General features: G+C 60.8%; 11 protein-coding genes. 9 read left to right on the top strand and 2 right to left on the bottom strand.

All coding sequences use genetic code 11. The features are described from left to right. Positions 1-167: 167 nt before the first annotated feature. A complete protein-coding gene (gene pulA, locus ABLV52_RS09810) occupies positions 168-3458 on the top strand; it encodes a pullulanase-type alpha-1,6-glucosidase (RefSeq protein WP_044521070.1) in 3291 nt (1096 codons plus the stop codon). Between the two features lie 60 nt (positions 3459-3518). Then, positions 3519-4076, top strand: coding sequence for a type II secretion system assembly factor GspB (gene gspB, locus ABLV52_RS09805; protein ID WP_348890321.1), 558 nt, complete (start codon positions 3519-3521; stop codon positions 4074-4076). Between the two features lie 39 nt (positions 4077-4115). Here gspB and gspS read toward each other — a convergent pair whose 3' ends face one another. Next, on the bottom strand, positions 4116-4490 hold the full coding sequence (gspS, locus tag ABLV52_RS09800; RefSeq protein ID WP_023292031.1) for a type II secretion system pilot lipoprotein GspS: 375 nt from the start codon (positions 4488-4490) through the stop codon (positions 4116-4118). A gap of 587 nt (positions 4491-5077) precedes the next feature. Here gspS and mrcB point away from each other — a divergent pair. The 5 genes from mrcB (at position 5078) to fhuB (ending at position 13784) form a co-directional block, all read left to right on the top strand. After that, entirely contained in the window at positions 5078-7630 is a 2553-nt protein-coding gene (gene mrcB / locus ABLV52_RS09795) for a bifunctional glycosyl transferase/transpeptidase (protein WP_348890320.1), read from the top strand. A 234-nt stretch (positions 7631-7864) separates the two neighbouring features. After that, positions 7865-10072 carry a ferrichrome porin FhuA gene (gene fhuA / locus ABLV52_RS09790; protein WP_348890319.1) on the top strand — a complete coding sequence of 736 codons (2208 nt, stop codon included), beginning with the start codon at positions 7865-7867 and terminating at the stop codon, positions 10070-10072. Between the two features lie 45 nt (positions 10073-10117). Next, entirely contained in the window at positions 10118-10915 is a 798-nt protein-coding gene (gene fhuC / locus ABLV52_RS09785) for a Fe3+-hydroxamate ABC transporter ATP-binding protein FhuC (protein WP_004204431.1), read from the top strand. Next, positions 10915-11805 carry a Fe(3+)-hydroxamate ABC transporter substrate-binding protein FhuD gene (gene fhuD / locus ABLV52_RS09780; RefSeq protein WP_032452786.1) on the top strand — a complete coding sequence of 297 codons (891 nt, stop codon included), beginning with the start codon at positions 10915-10917 and terminating at the stop codon, positions 11803-11805. The genes fhuC and fhuD overlap by 1 nt, the downstream gene beginning before the upstream one ends. Then, positions 11802-13784 carry a Fe(3+)-hydroxamate ABC transporter permease FhuB gene (gene fhuB / locus ABLV52_RS09775; RefSeq protein WP_130952974.1) on the top strand — a complete coding sequence of 661 codons (1983 nt, stop codon included), beginning with the start codon at positions 11802-11804 and terminating at the stop codon, positions 13782-13784. Before fhuD ends, fhuB begins: the two co-directional genes overlap by 4 nt. A gap of 136 nt (positions 13785-13920) precedes the next feature. On the opposite strand, the gene hemL is transcribed toward fhuB, so the two are convergent. Beyond that, complete coding sequence (gene hemL, locus ABLV52_RS09770) at positions 13921-15201, bottom strand: glutamate-1-semialdehyde 2,1-aminomutase (protein ID WP_017900647.1); 1281 nt, start codon at positions 15199-15201, stop codon at positions 13921-13923. A gap of 180 nt (positions 15202-15381) precedes the next feature. On the opposite strand from hemL, the gene clcA reads away from it, so the two are divergent. Further along, the gene (gene clcA / locus ABLV52_RS09765; RefSeq protein ID WP_032429103.1) at positions 15382-16800 is read left to right on the top strand and encodes a H(+)/Cl(-) exchange transporter ClcA; all 1419 of its coding nucleotides are present in this window, start codon (positions 15382-15384) and stop codon (positions 16798-16800) included. Between the two features lie 81 nt (positions 16801-16881). Continuing rightward, positions 16882-17226 carry an iron-sulfur cluster insertion protein ErpA gene (gene erpA / locus ABLV52_RS09760; RefSeq protein WP_002889275.1) on the top strand — a complete coding sequence of 115 codons (345 nt, stop codon included), beginning with the start codon at positions 16882-16884 and terminating at the stop codon, positions 17224-17226. Positions 17227-17291: the final 65 nt, after the last annotated feature.

Here is a 17291-nt window from a genome sequence, read left to right as displayed (position 1 = left end):
CGGTCGTCATTCCCTTTATTCATTTACTCCCCCGGCTTCCTACGCCCCCCTCTCATTTGTGGGGGATGATTGCGCCTGAGAAAGCAAAAATATCTAATTAGCGCGCTGTAAAGATATTCATCCTTTCTTACCTTTTATAATTTAATAAGCATATTAGGGACTATCGAATGCTCAGATATACCTGTCATGCCCTATTTCTTGGATCGTTAGTATTATTGAGTGGCTGTGATAACAGCTCTTCCTCCTCTTCCTCTGGCTCACCTGGCGAACCCGGTAATCCTGGCACGCCCGACCCGCAGGATGTCGTCGTCCGTTTACCGGACGTTGCCGTCCCTGGCGAAGCGGTACAGGCCTCTGCCAACCAGGCTGTCATTCACCTCGTCGATATCGCCGGCATCACCAGCAGCACGCCGGCCGACTATGCCAGCAAAAACCTCTATCTGTGGAATAACGAAACCTGTGATGCGCTGAGCGCGCCGGTGGCGGACTGGAATGATGTCAGCACCACGCCGACCGGCAGCGACAAATATGGCCCTTACTGGGTGATCCCGCTGACTAAAGAGAGCGGGTGTATCAACGTGATCGTCCGCGATGGCACCAATAAGCTTATCGACAGCGACTTGCGCGTCTCTTTCAGTGATTTCACCGATCGGACGGTATCGGTCATCGCCGGCAACAGCGCGGTCTATGACTCCCGCGCCGACGCCTTCCGCGCCGCCTTTGGCGTGGCGCTGGCCGATGCGCACTGGGTCGATAAGACCACTCTGCTGTGGCCGGGCGGGGAAAATAAACCCATTGTGCGTCTCTATTACAGCCACAGCAGTAAGGTGGCCGCCGACAGTAACGGCGAATTTACCGATAAGTATGTCAAGCTGACCCCGACCACCGTCAGCCAGCAGGTGAGCATGCGCTTCCCGCATCTCGCCAGCTATCCTGCCTTTAAGCTGCCGGATGACGTCAACGTCGAGGAATTGCTGCAGGGCGAGACGGTGGCGATATCCGCCGAAAGCGACGGGATACTGAGCTCCGCCACCCAGGTGCAGACCGCCGGCGTGCTGGATGATACCTATGCCGCCGCCGCCGAGGCGCTGAGCTATGGCGCCCAGCTAACCGATAGCGGCGTGACCTTCCGCGTCTGGGCGCCCACGGCGCAGCAGGTCGAGCTGGTGCTCTACAGTGCGGACAAGAAAGTGGTTGCCAGCCACCCGATGACCCGCGACAGCGCCTCCGGCGCCTGGTCCTGGCAGGGAGGGAGCGACCTGAAGGGCGCGTTCTACCGCTACGCGATGACGGTCTACCACCCGCAGTCGCGTAAAGTCGAGCAGTACGAAGTGACCGATCCCTACGCCCACAGTTTGTCGACCAACTCGGAGTACAGCCAGGTGGTCGATCTGAACGACAGCGCGCTGAAGCCGGAAGGCTGGGACGGGCTGACGATGCCGCACGCGCAGAAAACCAAAGCTGACCTGGCGAAGATGACGATCCACGAATCGCATATTCGCGATCTCTCCGCCTGGGATCAAACCGTTCCTGCGGAGCTGCGCGGTAAGTATCTGGCGCTCACCGCCCAGGAGAGCAATATGGTTCAGCATCTGAAGCAGCTGTCGGCCTCGGGCGTGACCCATATTGAGCTGCTGCCGGTCTTCGATCTGGCGACGGTCAATGAGTTCAGCGACAAAGTCGCCGATATTCAGCAGCCGTTCAGTCGCCTGTGCGAGGTCAACAGCGCGGTGAAGAGCAGCGAGTTCGCGGGCTATTGCGACAGCGGTTCGACGGTTGAAGAGGTGCTGACTCAGCTGAAGCAGAACGACAGTAAGGATAACCCGCAGGTGCAGGCGTTGAATACGCTGGTGGCGCAGACCGACTCCTATAACTGGGGCTACGATCCGTTCCACTACACGGTACCGGAAGGATCCTACGCCACCGACCCGGAAGGCACGGCGCGCATTAAAGAGTTCCGCACCATGATTCAGGCGATCAAGCAGGATCTGGGAATGAACGTCATTATGGACGTGGTGTACAACCACACCAACGCCGCCGGCCCGACCGACCGCACCTCGGTGCTGGATAAGATCGTCCCCTGGTACTATCAGCGTCTGAACGAAACCACCGGCAGCGTGGAATCGGCCACCTGTTGCTCCGACTCGGCGCCAGAGCACCGGATGTTCGCCAAGCTTATCGCCGATTCACTGGCGGTATGGACCACCGATTATAAGATCGATGGCTTCCGCTTCGACCTGATGGGCTACCACCCGAAAGCGCAGATCCTCTCGGCCTGGGAGCGCATTAAAGCGCTGAACCCGGATATCTACTTCTTTGGCGAAGGCTGGGATTCCAACCAGAGCGATCGCTTTGAAATTGCCTCGCAAATCAATCTCAAAGGCACCGGGATCGGCACCTTCTCCGATCGTCTGCGCGACGCCGTGCGCGGCGGCGGGCCGTTCGACTCCGGCGATGCATTGCGCCAGAACCAGGGCGTGGGCAGCGGGGCCGGCGTTCTGCCGAATGAGCTGACCACCCTGACCGACGATCAGGCGCGCCATCTCGCCGATCTGACCCGTCTCGGCATGGCCGGTAACCTTGCGGACTTCGTGCTGATCGACAAAGACGGCGCGGTGAAGAGAGGCAGCGAGATTGATTATAACGGCGCGCCTGGCGGCTACGCGGCTGATCCGACGGAAGTCGTGAACTATGTGTCAAAACACGACAACCAGACGCTGTGGGACATGATCAGCTACAAAGCCGCTCAGGAGGCGGATCTCGACACCCGCGTCCGGATGCAGGCGGTGTCGCTGGCCACGGTCATGCTCGGCCAGGGGATCGCCTTTGACCAGCAGGGCTCGGAGCTGCTGCGCTCCAAATCCTTTACCCGCGACTCGTATGATTCCGGCGACTGGTTTAACCGCGTGGATTACTCCCTGCAGGACAACAACTACAACGTCGGTATGCCGCGCAGCAGCGATGATGGCAGCAACTATGACATCATCGCCCGCGTGAAGGACTGGGTGGCCACCCCGGGTGAAGCCGAGCTCAAGCAGATGACCGCGTTTTATCAGGAGCTGACCGCGCTGCGTAAGTCATCTCCGCTGTTTACCCTCGGCGACGGCGCGACGGTGATGCAGCGTGTGGACTTCCGCAATACCGGCGCCGATCAGCAGACCGGTCTGCTGGTGATGACCATCGATGACGGGATGCAGGCTGGCGCCAGTCTGGACAGCCGCGTCGACGGCATCGTGGTGGCGATTAACGCCGCTCCGGAAAGCCGGACGCTGCAGGATTTCGCCGGCACATCGCTCCAGCTGAGCGCCATCCAGCAGGCGGCGGGCGACCGTTCGCTGGCCAGCGGCGTGCAGATTGCCGCTGACGGCTCGGTCACGCTGCCGGCCTGGTCGGTTGCTGTTCTCGAATTGCCGCAGGGCGAATCGCAGGGCGCCGGCCTGCCGGTGAGCAGTAAATAACGTGACGTGGGGCGCCCGTAAGGGCGCCTTCTCGTTATCGTGAGGGAACAGGAGATCGTGGTGATTGTTCGTGATGACAGTGAAAGAGGGATCCCCCCGCTGGTGGCGCATCAGCCGCCTTCCGCGCAGGCGGACGCGCCGGTGATCCGCGGCCGGATGGTGCAGATCCCAGGCTGGATTATCCCGCTGTACGCCGGATTATTATTCGCGCTCGGCTGGTTTGGCGGCGAGCAGTGGCGTCATCCGGCACCGCCGCAAACGCTGCCCTTGCCGGTGGCGCATGCGGCGCTTCTGCCGTTAACCGCTGCCGGAGAGGCCGCGTCAAAGACGCCGCCGCCGGCGACAAAACCCAGCGCGCCCGCCGCGCCGGTGGTGGACAGCGATACGCTGCCGCCTCTGCGCTATAGCGCGCATGTCTACGCCTCGTTAGCGGAAAAGCGCAGCATTGTGTTAAATGGCAAAGCGTGGACGGAGGGCGACTCCCCGCTACCCAATCTGGTGGTGGAGCAGATCCAGCAGGATGTGACGATCTTTAGCTTCAACGGCACGACCTTTACCCTCGCGGCGCTGGAGGACTGGCCCGGCGGGAAAATTGACGAGGAGCCGAAAGGCGAATAAGGGGCACGCGCAATAAAATGCGCGTTGAAGATATTTTGCTTAGTCGCCGCGCAGGCTGGCAATAAAGGGTGCAAGCTGGCGATTAAATTGACTGCACTGCGCGGCTTCCGGGGTGCTGTCCTGTAAAAGCTGTTGGTAAAGCCGGTCGCTATTTTGGCTTAACGTTGCCGGGTCAATATTTCCCCAGCCGCGCGCTTTACCGACATTCACCGCCGCGCGATAAATAGCTTCATCGGCGGGCAGATCGCTACGATTACATTTATTCTTGAGATAGCGCGTTCCTGCCGCCACGGACGAGAGCTGCTCGAGCTGCGCCTGGCTACTGATGGCCGGACTGAGCGTTGAGGCGGGTTTCTGTTGGCAGCCAGAGAGCACGGCCACCACGCAAAGCGGAAATATAAGCGGAATGCGCATAGTAGAGTAATCAAAATAATGAATCACTGGCCGCTAGTTTAACAAATATTTCCCTGGTGTCATCATAAAATATGATTCTGCATAAATGTTAACAGGCTCTCATTTTTATTGGCTCAAACTCGATTAATCCCCTTTACTTCTTTCAGTAATAAACATTGGCGGCCGGAAAATATATTTTCTGCGGCAGATGATGTCGCCGCATTTGGCGTCAGGGCGAGCGTCATTTTTTATGTTATTAAAAAACATACTCTTTCCCATCTTGTTACGTGAGCACGGGGTAAAATGCTGGTTAAGAATGTCGCATTTTAGTGCTATCCTGTATGCCCTGAACATTACGTGCTATGTTCTGACTCATTCTGCCAGTGATGCGTTTAACACAATGATTTTATGGTGAATTTTTATTGTTAGTATCATGTGAAACGAAGCAAACCAACCCTTTGAAAGGTGGGCGGCGCGTTCTGCCCGCCAGCAGGTTGTCGTCCCGAGGGTAAGCAGCCAGGACGTTAATTTGAGAGATTTCTTCTTCCTCTGAACAGGGGAAGTATTGAGAATCAGGCCTTTGCGCCTGAACGTTGCGGAGAAAAAGCATGGCGGGAGATGACCGCGAGCCTATCGGACGTAAGGGAAGACCCTCACGTCCGACAAAACAGAAAGTCACCCGTCGCCGGGTCCGGGAAGAGGACTACGACGACGAGTATGATGACGATGATTATGAGGATGAGAAACCGGTGCCGAGAAAAGGCAAAGGCAAAGGTGGTAAGCCTCGTCGTAAGCGCAGCTGGCTGTGGCTGCTGGTCAAGCTGGGGATTGTCTTCGCGGTGCTGATTGCCGCCTATGGCGTCTACCTCGACCAGAAAATCCGCAGCCGCATTGACGGTAAAGTCTGGGAGCTGCCGGCCGCGGTCTATGGCCGAATGGTGAACCTTGAGCCGGACATGCAGATCAGCAAAAACGAGATGGTGCGTCTGCTGAACGCCACCCAGTATCGTCAGGTCAGCGCGATGACGCGTCCCGGCGAATATACGGTGCAGGCCAACAGCATCGAGATGATCCGCCGTCCGTTCGATTTCCCGGACAGTAAAGAAGGGCAGGTGCGCGCGCGTCTGACCTTCGATGGCGACCATCTGGAAACCATCGAGAATATGGATAACAACCGCCAGTTCGGTTTCTTCCGTCTCGATCCGCGGCTTATCACCATGCTGCAGTCGCCGAACGGCGAGCAGCGTCTGTTCGTGAAGCGCAGCGGCTTCCCCGACCTGCTGGTGGATACGCTGCTGGCGACCGAAGACCGCCACTTCTACGAGCACGATGGTATCAGCCTCTATTCCATCGGCCGTGCGGTGCTGGCGAACCTGACGGCAGGCCGGACGGTGCAGGGGGCAAGTACCCTGACCCAGCAGCTGGTGAAAAACCTGTTCCTCTCCAGCGAACGCTCCTACTGGCGTAAAGCCAACGAAGCGTACATGGCGCTGATCGTCGACGCCCGCTACAGCAAGGATCGCATCCTTGAGCTGTATATGAACGAGGTGTACCTCGGTCAGAGCGGCGATAACGAAATTCGCGGCTTCCCGCTGGCCAGCCTGTACTACTTTGGCCGTCCGGTGGAAGAGCTGAGCCTCGACCAGCAGGCGCTGCTGGTGGGGATGGTGAAAGGGGCCTCGGTCTATAACCCGTGGCGCAACCCGAAACTGGCCCTTGAGCGACGCAATCTGGTGCTGCGTCTGCTGCAGCAGCAGCAGGTCATCGACCAGGAGCTGTACGACATGCTGAGCGCGCGTCCGCTGGGCGTGCAGCCGCGCGGCGGAGTGATTTCACCACAGCCGGCGTTTATGCAGATGGTGCGTCAGGAGCTGCAGGCGAAGCTGGGCGATAAAGTGAAAGATCTCTCCGGCGTGAAGATCTTCACGACCTTCGACTCGGTGGCGCAGGATGCCGCGGAAAAAGCGGCCACCGAAGGGATCCCGGTACTGAAGAAACAGCGCAAGCTGGCAGATCTGGAAACCGCCATGGTGGTGGTGGACCGCTTTACCGGTGAAGTGCGGGCGATGGTCGGCGGCGCGGAGCCGCAGTTCGCCGGCTACAACCGTGCGATGCAGGCCCGACGGTCGATTGGTTCTCTGGCCAAGCCGGCGACCTATCTGACCGCGCTGAGCCAGCCGAACCAGTATCGCCTGAATACGTGGATCGCCGATGCGCCAGTGACTATTCGCCTGTCCAACGGCCAGACCTGGTCGCCGCAGAACGACGATCGTCGCTTCAGCGGCCAGGTGATGCTGGTGGATGCCCTGACCCGTTCGATGAACGTGCCGACGGTTAACCTCGGGATGGCGCTGGGCTTGCCGGCGGTGGTCGATACCTGGACCAAACTGGGGGCGCCGAAGAATCAGCTCAACGCCGTGCCGGCGATGCTGCTTGGCGCGCTGAACCTGACGCCAATTGAAGTGGCCCAGGCCTTCCAGACCATCGCCAGCGGCGGCAACCGTGCGCCACTCTCCGCCCTGCGGTCAGTGATTGCGGAAGATGGCACGGTGCTGTATCAGAGCTACCCGCAGGCGGAGCGCGCGGTGCCTGCCCAGGCGGCCTACATGACGCTGTGGACCATGCAGCAGGTGGTGCAGCGCGGGACGGGGCGTCAGCTGGGCGCGAAGTATCCGGGCCTCCATCTGGCGGGGAAAACCGGGACCACCAACAATAACGTCGATACCTGGTTTGCCGGGATCGACGGTAGCCAGGTGACCATCACCTGGGTGGGTCGCGATAATAACCAGCCAACCAAACTGTACGGCGCCAGCGGTGCGATGTCGATTTACCAGCGTTATCTGGCGAACCAGACGCCAACGCCGCTGGTGCTGACGGCGCCTGAGGACGTGGTCGACATGGGCGTGGACAGCAACGGCAACTTCGTCTGCAGCGGCGGTATGCGTTCGCTGCCGGTGTGGACGACGCAGCCGGATGCGCTGTGCCGCCAGGGCGAAATGATGCAGCAGCAGCAGTTGCAGCAGCAGGAAGCGAACAACCCGTTCAATCAGTCCGGGCAGCAGCAGCCTCAGCAGCAACAGCAGCAACAGCAGCCGCCGAAGCAGCAGGAGAAGAGCGACGGCGTCGCGGGCTGGATCAAGGATATGTTCGGCAGTAACTGATTTAAGCCCTAAGACCAGACCCCTTAAGACGAAAGTATTAAGGGGTTTTTTTATGCCTGTAAAAAAGTTAACGGCTCTTTAACTCCATAATAACTATCTGGTTATTAATTCAGCCTTCAGCCCGCAGCGACAGGCATATCGCTTGCCTTGCCTTCAACGTTTCGCCTATTATATCGCCCGTCATAATAATAATTCTCGTTTACGTTATCATTCACTTTCATCAGAGATATACCCATGGCGCGTCCAAAAACTGCTCAGCCAAACCACTCGCTGCGTAAAGTCGCAGCTGTAGTAGCCACGGCGGTTAGCGGCATGTCTGTCTACGCACAGGCAGCAGAACAACCGAAGCAAGAAGAAACCATCACCGTCGTTGCCGCCCCGGCCGCCCAGGAAAGCGCCTGGGGACCGGCGCCGACCATCGCGGCGAAACGTTCCGCCACGGCGACGAAAACCGATACCCCGATAGAAAAAACGCCGCAGTCTGTGTCGGTGGTGACGCGCCAGGAGATGGAGATGCGCCAGCCGACGACGGTAAAAGAGGCGCTCTCCTATACGCCAAGCGTCTTCTCCACTCGCGGCAGTTCGACCACCTATGACGTGGTCACCATTCGCGGCTTCACCACCTCGACGACCGTCAACACCAACCAGTATCTGGACGGCATGAAGCTGCAGGGGAATAACTACTCTGAAGTCTCCATGGATCCTTACTTCCTGGAGCGCGTGGAAGTGATGCGCGGGCCAACCTCGGTGCTGTACGGCAACAGCAACCCGGGCGGTATCGTCAGCATGGTCAGCAAACGCCCGACCACCGAGCCGCTGAAAGAAGTGCAGTTTAAGATGGGCACCGACAATCTGTGGCAGACCGGGTTTGACTTCAGCGACGCCATTGATGATGCCGGCGTCTGGTCCTACCGCCTGACCGGTCTGGGCCGCAGCCAGGATGCCCAGCAGCAGATGGCGAAATCGACCCGCTACGCGGTGGCGCCCTCCTTTAGCTGGCGTCCGGACGATAAAACCGACTTCACCTTCCTGAGCAACTTCCAGAATGATCCGGATGCGGGCTACTACGGCTGGCTGCCGCGCGAAGGCACCGTGGTGCCGTATTACGACGCCAACGGTAAGGCGCATAAGCTGCCGACCGATTTCAACGAAGGCGAGGCGGATAATAAAATCTCCCGCCGCCAGAAGATGGTGGGCTACAGCTTCTCCCATCAGTTCGATGACATCTTTACCGTGCGGCAGAACCTGCGCTATGCCGATGTGCATACGCTCTATCGTTCGGTGTACGGCAACGGCTATGTCGCGCCGGGCTACATGAATCGCGCCTATGTGCGCTCCGACGAGCACCTGAACACCTTCACCGTCGATACTCAGCTGCAGTCTGATTTCGCCACCGGCGCGGTTAGCCATACCCTGCTGACCGGCGTGGACTACTCGCGGATGCGTAACGATGTGGATGCCGACTACGGGACGGCGGATCCCATCAGCATGAACAATCCGCAGTACGGCAACCCGAATATTCAGGTCACCTTCCCGTACGCGGTGCTCAACCGGATGGAGCAGACTGGCCTGTACGCGCAGGATCAGATGGAGTGGGATAAATGGGTGATGACCCTGGGCGGCCGTTACGATTACGCCACGACCTCAACGTTAACCCGCGCCACCAACAGCCTGGCGGAGAACCACGACCAGCAGTTCAGCTGGCGCGGCGGCATCAACTACCTGTTCGATAACGGTATCTCTCCGTACTTCAGCTACAGCGAATCGTTTGAACCGGTATCGGGATCCAGCAGCAGCGGTAAGCCGTTCGATCCGTCGCGCGGTAAGCAGTATGAAGCCGGCGTGAAATATGTGCCGAAAGATATGCCGGTGGTGGTCACCGCGGCGGTCTATCAGCTGACCAAAGACAAGAACCTGACGGCGGATCCGGCTAACCAGGCGTTCAGCATCCAGACCGGCGAAATCCGCTCCCGCGGCCTTGAGCTGGAGGCGAAGGCGGCGGTGAACGCCAATATTAACGTCACCGCAGCCTACAGCTACACCGATGCGGAGTACACTCACGATACGGTGTTCAACGGCAAACGTCCGGCGGAAGTGCCGCGTAACATGGCCTCCCTGTGGGCGGATTATACCTTCCACGAAACCGCGCTGAGCGGTCTGACGATTGGGGCCGGGGCGCGCTATATCGGTTCAACGGTCAGCTACTACAAAAATGACACCAGCACCGGTAAGAAAAATGATGCCTTTAGTGTGGCCGGTTATGCGCTGATGGATGCGACGGTGAAATACGATCTGGCGCGCTTTGGCCTGCCGGGCTCGTCGGTCGGCGTCAACGTCAACAACCTGTTCGACCGCGAATATGTCTCCAGTTGCTACAGCGAATACGCCTGCTACTGGGGGGCCGGACGTCAGGTCGTCGCCACCGCCACCTTCCGTTTCTAACCACCTACGGGCGCGGTTCGCCGCGCCCTTTATCAGGTTATCGCTATGCAGGAACAGACTCCGCACGCAGAAACCACCTTTGCGCTGGATCGCGTCACTTTCCGTGTGCCTGGCCGCACGTTGCTCCATCCGCTCTCGCTCACCTTCCCGGCCGGAAAAGTCACAGGCCTGATCGGCCATAATGGCTCCGGCAAGTCGACGTTATTGAAAATGCTTGGCCGCCATCAGCCGCCTTCCGCAGGCGATGTGCTGCTGGACGGCCAGCCGCTGGAGAGCTGGGGCAGCAAAGCCTTTGCCCGCAAAGTGGCCTATCTGCCGCAGCAGCTGCCGCCGGCCGAAGGTATGACGGTGCGCGAGCTGGTGGCGATCGGCCGCTATCCGTGGCACGGCGCGCTGGGTCGCTTTGGCGCGGCGGACCGCGAGAAAGTGGAAGAGGCGATTGCGCTGGTAGGGCTGAAGCCGCTCGCCCATCGTCTGGTGGACAGCCTCTCCGGCGGCGAACGTCAGCGGGCGTGGATCGCCATGCTGGTGGCGCAGGATAGCCGCTGTCTGCTGCTCGATGAACCCACCTCGGCGCTGGATATCGCCCATCAGGTTGATGTTCTCGCGCTGGTGCATCGTCTCAGCCAGCAGCGTGGCCTGACGGTGATCGCCGTCCTGCACGACATTAATATGGCGGCCCGCTACTGCGACTATCTGGTGGCCCTGCGCGGCGGGGAAATGATCGCCCAGGGGACGCCGGCGGAACTGATGCGCAGCGATACCCTGGAACAAATCTACGGCATCCCGATGGGGATCCTGCCGCACCCGGCCGGCGCGGCGCCGGTAAGCTTTGTCTATTAATGATGACCCCGACTCAGATAACCCGACGTCGCCTGCTGACCGCGATGGCGCTCTCGCCGCTGCTGTGGCAGATGCGCGGCGCGCAGGCGGCGAACGTTGACCCGCAGCGTGTGGTCGCCCTGGAGTGGCTGCCGGCGGAGCTGCTGCTGGCGCTGGGCGTCACGCCTTACGGCGTGGCCGATATCCCTAACTATCGCCTGTGGGTAAACGAGCCCGCGCTGCCCGACTCGGTGATCGATGTCGGACTGCGCACTGAACCCAATCTTGAGCTGCTGACGCAGATGAAACCGTCGTTTATCGTCTGGTCAGCAGGCTACGGCCCGTCGCCGGAGAAGCTGGCGCGTATCGCCCCCGGCCGCGGATTCACCTTTAGCGACGGCAAACGTCCGCTGGCGATGGCTCAGCGCTCGCTGCTGGAGATGGCTGACCTGCTGGGCAAACCGCAGCAGGCTCAGCGCCACCTGGCGGAGTTTGAGGCGCTGATGGCGAGCCTGAAGCCGCGTTTTGCCGGGCGCGGCGACCGTCCGCTACTGATGATCTCCCTGCTCGATCCGCGCCACGTTCTGGTGTTTGGCGAAAACTGCCTGTTCCAGGAGGTGCTTGACCGCTTTGGTATTAAAAACGCCTGGCGCGGCGAAGCGGCGTTCTGGGGCAGCGTCAGCGTTGGCATCGACCGGCTGGCGGCGTTTAACGAGGCCGATGTGATCTGTTTTGATCATGGTAACGAGCGGGAGATGACCCAGCTGCTGGCGACCCCGCTGTGGCAGGCGATGCCGTTCGTGCGCGCGGGGCGCTTCCAGCGCGTTCCGGCGGTATGGTTCTATGGCGCGACGCTGTCGGCGATGCATTTTGCCCGCGTGCTGGCCGAGGCCCAGGGGAGTCCGGCATGAATACGCGTATTTCACCGTTAGCCAGTATCCTGCTGGCCGCGCTGCTGGTTGCCGCCTTCGCGTTGAGTATCGTCAATCTCAATGTCGCCTTGCCCTATGCGCAATGGCGGCAGGCGCTGTGGCAGCCGGATAGCGATCAGATTGCCCAGATGCTGTTTCATTACAGCCTGCTGCCGCGGGTGGCCGTTTCACTGCTGGTGGGGGCCGGGCTGGGACTGGTCGGCGTACTGTTCCAGCAGGTGCTGCGCAATCCGCTGGCGGAGCCGACCACCCTTGGCGTCGCCACCGGAGCGCAGCTGGGGATAACGGTCACCACGCTGTGGGCCATCCCCGGCGTGCTGGCGTCGCAGTTTGCCGCGCTGGCCGGGGCCTGTCTGGTGGGTGCGCTGGTGTTTGGCGTCTCCTGGGGCAAGCGTCTGTCGCCGGTAACGCTGATCCTGGCGGGCCTGGTGGTCAGCCTCTACTGCGGGGCGCTTAACCAGCTGATGGTGATTTTCCATCACGACCAGCTGCAGAGCATGTTCCTGTGGAGCACCGGGACGCTGACGCAAACCGACTGGAGCGTGGCGCAGCGCCTGTGGCCGCAGCTGCTGGGCGGGGCGATACTCACCCTGCTGCTGCTGCGTCCGCTGACTCTGATGGGGCTCGATGACGGGGTGGCGCGCAACCTGGGGCTGGCGCTGTCTCTGGCGCGCCTCGGCGCCCTGACGCTGGCGATCGTGATGAGCGCGCTGCTGGTCAACGCGGTCGGGATTATCGGCTTTATCGGCCTGTTCGCGCCGCTGCTGGCGAAAATGCTCGGCGCCCGTCGACTGCTGGCCCGGCTGCTGCTGGCGGCGCTGATCGGCGCGCTGCTCCTGTGGCTTTCCGATCAGGTGATCCTCTGGCTGAGCCGGGTATGGCGGGAAGTCTCCACCGGCTCGGTCACCGCCCTGATTGGCGCGCCGCTGCTGCTGTGGCTGCTGCCGCGGCTGCGCAGCATCAGCGCCCCGGTGATGAACGGCGGCGATAATGTGCAGCCTGAGCGCTATCACGTGCAATGGTTTGTTCTCGGGGGCGTCGCGTTGCTGCTGCTGGCGATGAGCGTAGCGCTGGCCTTTGGTCGCGATGCCCACGGCTGGCTGTGGGCTCACGGCGATCTGCTGGAGCAACTGCTGCCCTGGCGCTGGCCGCGGGTGCTGTCGGCGCTGTTCGCCGGGGTGATGCTGGCGGTCGCCGGCTGTATTATCCAGCGCCTGACCGGCAATCCGATGGCCAGCCCGGAAGTGCTGGGCATCAGCTCCGGCGCCGCCTTTGGCGTGGTGCTGATGCTGTTCTTCGTGCCTGGCGACGCCTTTGGCTGGCTGCTGCCGGCCGGGAGCCTTGGCGCGGCGGCCACTTTGCTGATCATTATGCTGGCCGCCGGACGGGGCGGTTTCTCGCCGCATCGGATGCTGCTGGCGGGGATGGCGCTCAGTACCGCCTTCACCATGCTGCTGATGATGCTGCAGGCCAGCGGCGATCCGCGCATGGCGCAGATCCTGACGTGGATCTCGGGGTCGACCTACAGCGCGACGCCGGAGAGGGTGGTACGCAGCGGCGCGGTGATGCTGGTCCTGCTGGCGCTGGCGCCGCTCTGTCGCCGCTGGTTAACCATCCTGCCGCTGGGCGGGGAGGCGGCGCGGGCGGTGGGTATGGCGCTGACGTCATCGCGGATTGTTCTGCTGCTGCTGGCGGCATGCCTGACGGCGGCGGCGACGCTGACCATCGGCCCGCTGAGCTTCGTCGGGCTGATGGCGCCGCATATTGCGCGCATGATGGGCTTCCGGCGAACGCTGCCGCATATGGTGATCTCCGGACTGACTGGCGGGCTGCTGCTGGTCTTCGCCGACTGGTGCGGACGGATGATCATGTTCCCGTACCAGATCCCGGCGGGGCTGCTGTCGACCTTTATCGGCGCGCCGTACTTTATCTATTTGCTGAGGAAGCAGAGCCGCTAACGATCCCGGATGGCCTCAACATCCCCGGTGGCGCTAGTGCTTACCGGGGCTACAGTGCTGTGCGATTTGGTAGCCCGGATAAGGCGCAATGCGCCGCATCCGGGAAAATCCCTGCGTCACCAGGCATTCAAGCACCTTACAGTTTGGCAAATACCCGACGCGCGGCGTCGATGGTATTGTCGATATCTTCTTCGCTGTGGGCGACGGACATAAAGCCAGCCTCAAACGCTGACGGCGCCAGGTACACGCCTTCCTCCAGCATCAGATGGAAGAAGCGCTTGAAGCGTTCGACATCGCACTTCACTACGTCCTGATAGCAGGTGACGGTTTCGGCATCGGTAAAGAAGATGCCGAACATGCCGCCGACGTTATTGACCACCAGCGGGATCCCGGCGTCACGCGCCGCATCCAGCAGGCCTTGCGCCAGCTGGTTGGTCAGCTCGGTGAGGGTTTCATGCACGCCCGGCTGCGCCACTTCGCTTAAGCAGGCGAAGCCGGCGGCCATGGCGATCGGGTTACCGGAGAGGGTTCCGGCCTGGTAGACCGGACCGGTGGGCGCCAGCGCGTCCATCACCTCGCGACGGCCGCCGAAGGCGCCTACCGGCATCCCGCCGCCGATGATTTTCCCGAGACAGGTCAGATCCGGCTCCACGCCGTAATAAGCCTGCGCGCCCGCCAGCGCCACGCGGAAGCCGGTCATCACTTCGTCGATGATCAGCAGGGCGCCAAATTCGTCGCACAGCGCGCGCAGGCCCGGCAGGAACTCCGGCTGCGGCGGTATGCAGTTCATATTCCCGGCGACCGGCTCGACGATGATGCAGGCGATATCCTGCGGATACTGCTCGAACGCCGCGCGCACGGAGGCGAGGTCGTTATAGGTGCAGGTCAGGGTATGTTTGGCGAAATCAGCCGGCACGCCCGGCGAGTTCGGCTGGCCGAGGGTCAGCGCGCCGGAACCGGCTTTCACCAGCAGGCAGTCGGCATGGCCGTGGTAGCAGCCTTCGAACTTGATGATCTTGTCGCGGCCTGTGAAACCGCGCGCCAGGCGAATCGCGCTCATGGTGGCTTCGGTACCGGAGTTCACCATGCGCACCATATCCATGGTCGGCACCAGCTCGGTCACCAGCGCCGCCATTTTTACTTCCATTTCGGTCGGCGCGCCAAAGCTCAGGCCGCGGGACGCCGCCTCGATCACCGCGTTGCGGATCGCCGGATGGTTGTGGCCCAGCACCATCGGACCCCAGGAGCCGACATAATCGATATAGGCTTTCCCATCCACGTCATAAAGGTAAGCGCCATCCGCGCGTTCGATAAACAGCGGGGTGCCGCCGACGCCGGTGAAGGCGCGGACCGGCGAGTTAACGCCGCCGGGGATCAGTTCACGCGCAGCGTGGTACAGATTTTCAGATTTGCTCATGGCCAGGGTCCTGGTTCGTGAAAAATGTTTTATCGGCTATTCTAAGTTATTCCAGGATGGTTATGAAAGTTTTGCCCAATTGAAACAATGTGCCGCAAGGGCATTTTTTTGACGACGCAGCGCGCCGGGGCGGCTAAAATGCCTCTCTCTTCATTTGTATTACCAATAATTGATAATGGCATGAAAGCAGAAACTCCCTCTTTTGAAGCACATCAGTTCGTGCGGGTGCGTCGCGGCGATGCGGTGCGCCGTTTGATTCAGCGCGATAAAACGCCGCTGGCGGTGCTGTTTATGGCGGCGGTGGTCGGCACGCTGGCCGGGCTGGTGGGCGTGGCGTTTGAAAAGAGCGTGAACTGGGTGCAGAACCAGCGGATCGGCGCGCTGGCGCAGGTGGCGGACCACTGGTATCTGGTCTGGCCGCTGGCGTTTATCTTGTCGGCGCTGCTGGCGATGGTCGGCTATTTCCTCGTGCGCCGTTTTGCGCCGGAGGCTGGCGGATCGGGGATCCCGGAAATCGAAGGGGCGCTGGAGGAGCTGCGGCCGGTGCGCTGGTGGCGCGTGCTGCCGGTGAAATTCATCGGCGGCATGGGGACCCTGGGCGCCGGAATGGTGCTGGGACGCGAGGGGCCGATGGTGCAGCTTGGCGGCAACATTGGACGCATGGTGCTGGATATTTTCCGCATGCGCAGTCCGGAAGCGCGGCACACGCTGCTGGCGACCGGTGCGGCGTCGGGGCTCTCAGCGGCCTTTAACGCGCCGCTGGCCGGTATCCTGTTTATCATCGAAGAGATGCGCCCGCAGTTCCGCTACAACCTGATCTCCATTAAAGCGGTATTTACCGGCGTGATCATGTCGAGCATTGTGTTTCGCATTTTCAACGGCGAGGCGGCAATTATAGAGGTGGGCAAGCTGAGCAATGCCCCGGTGAATACCCTGTGGCTGTACCTGGTGCTGGGGATGCTGTTTGGCTGCTTTGGCCCGTTGTTTAATTTTCTGGTGCTACGCACCCAGGATCTGTTCCAGCGCATTCACGGCGGCAACATCAAAAAATGGGTGTTAATTGGCGGGGTCATCGGCGGGCTTTGCGGCCTGCTGGGGCTGATGCAGCCCTCCGCGGTGGGCGGTGGCTTTAACCTGATCCCCATCGCCGCCGCCGGTAACTTCTCCGTCGGTTTGCTGCTGTTCATCTTTATTGCCCGCGTGGTGACCACGCTGATCTGCTTCTCTTCCGGCGCGCCGGGCGGCATTTTCGCTCCGATGCTGGCGCTCGGCACGCTGCTGGGCACGGCGTTCGGCATGGCGGCTATTCCGCTGTTTCCGTCCTACCATCTCGATGCCGGCACCTTCGCCATCGCCGGTATGGGGGCGCTGCTCGCCGCCTCGGTGCGCGCGCCGCTGACCGGGATTGTGCTGGTGCTGGAGATGACCGATAACTATCAGCTCATTTTGCCAATGATTATTACCTGCCTTGGCGCAACACTACTGGCGCAATTCCTCGGCGGTAAGCCTTTGTATTCGACCATTCTGCAACGTACTCTGGCGAAGCAGGAGGCCGAGCAGGCGGCAAAAGCGCAGCAGGCACCCCGGGAGAATACTTGAACGATTTACCAGGGTATTAGATAATGGCTCAAAAGGTCCGGTTATTCTTTAACCGGCCGGAAGTATCAATGGGAGCAAAAAATGAGTGATGACGTAGCGTTGCCGCTGGAGTTTACCGAAGCCGCAGCCAATAAAGTAAAACACCTGATTGCGGATGAAGATAATCCGAACCTGAAACTGCGCGTGTATATCACCGGCGGCGGTTGCAGCGGTTTCCAGTATGGCTTCACCTTCGACGATCAGGTGAACGAAGGGGATATGACCATTGAGAAACAGGGTGTCGGCCTGGTGGTTGACCCGATGAGCCTGCAGTACCTGGTCGGCGGCTCTGTCGACTATACCGAAGGGCTGGAAGGTTCGCGCTTTATCGTGACCAACCCGAACGCGAAAAGCACCTGCGGCTGCGGGTCCTCGTTCAGCGTTTAAAGCGAGCGCGGCAGGGGGCTTTTTCTCGCAGCGAGAGGGCGCCAACGCTAAAAACGGTAACCTCA

The sequence above is a fragment of the Klebsiella sp. GB_Kp056 genome, assembly GCF_040064755.1.
Lineage (GTDB): Bacteria > Pseudomonadota > Gammaproteobacteria > Enterobacterales > Enterobacteriaceae > Klebsiella > Klebsiella quasipneumoniae.
Note: the sequence above shows the minus strand (reverse complement) of the source record. Positions and strands in the feature narration are given on the sequence as shown.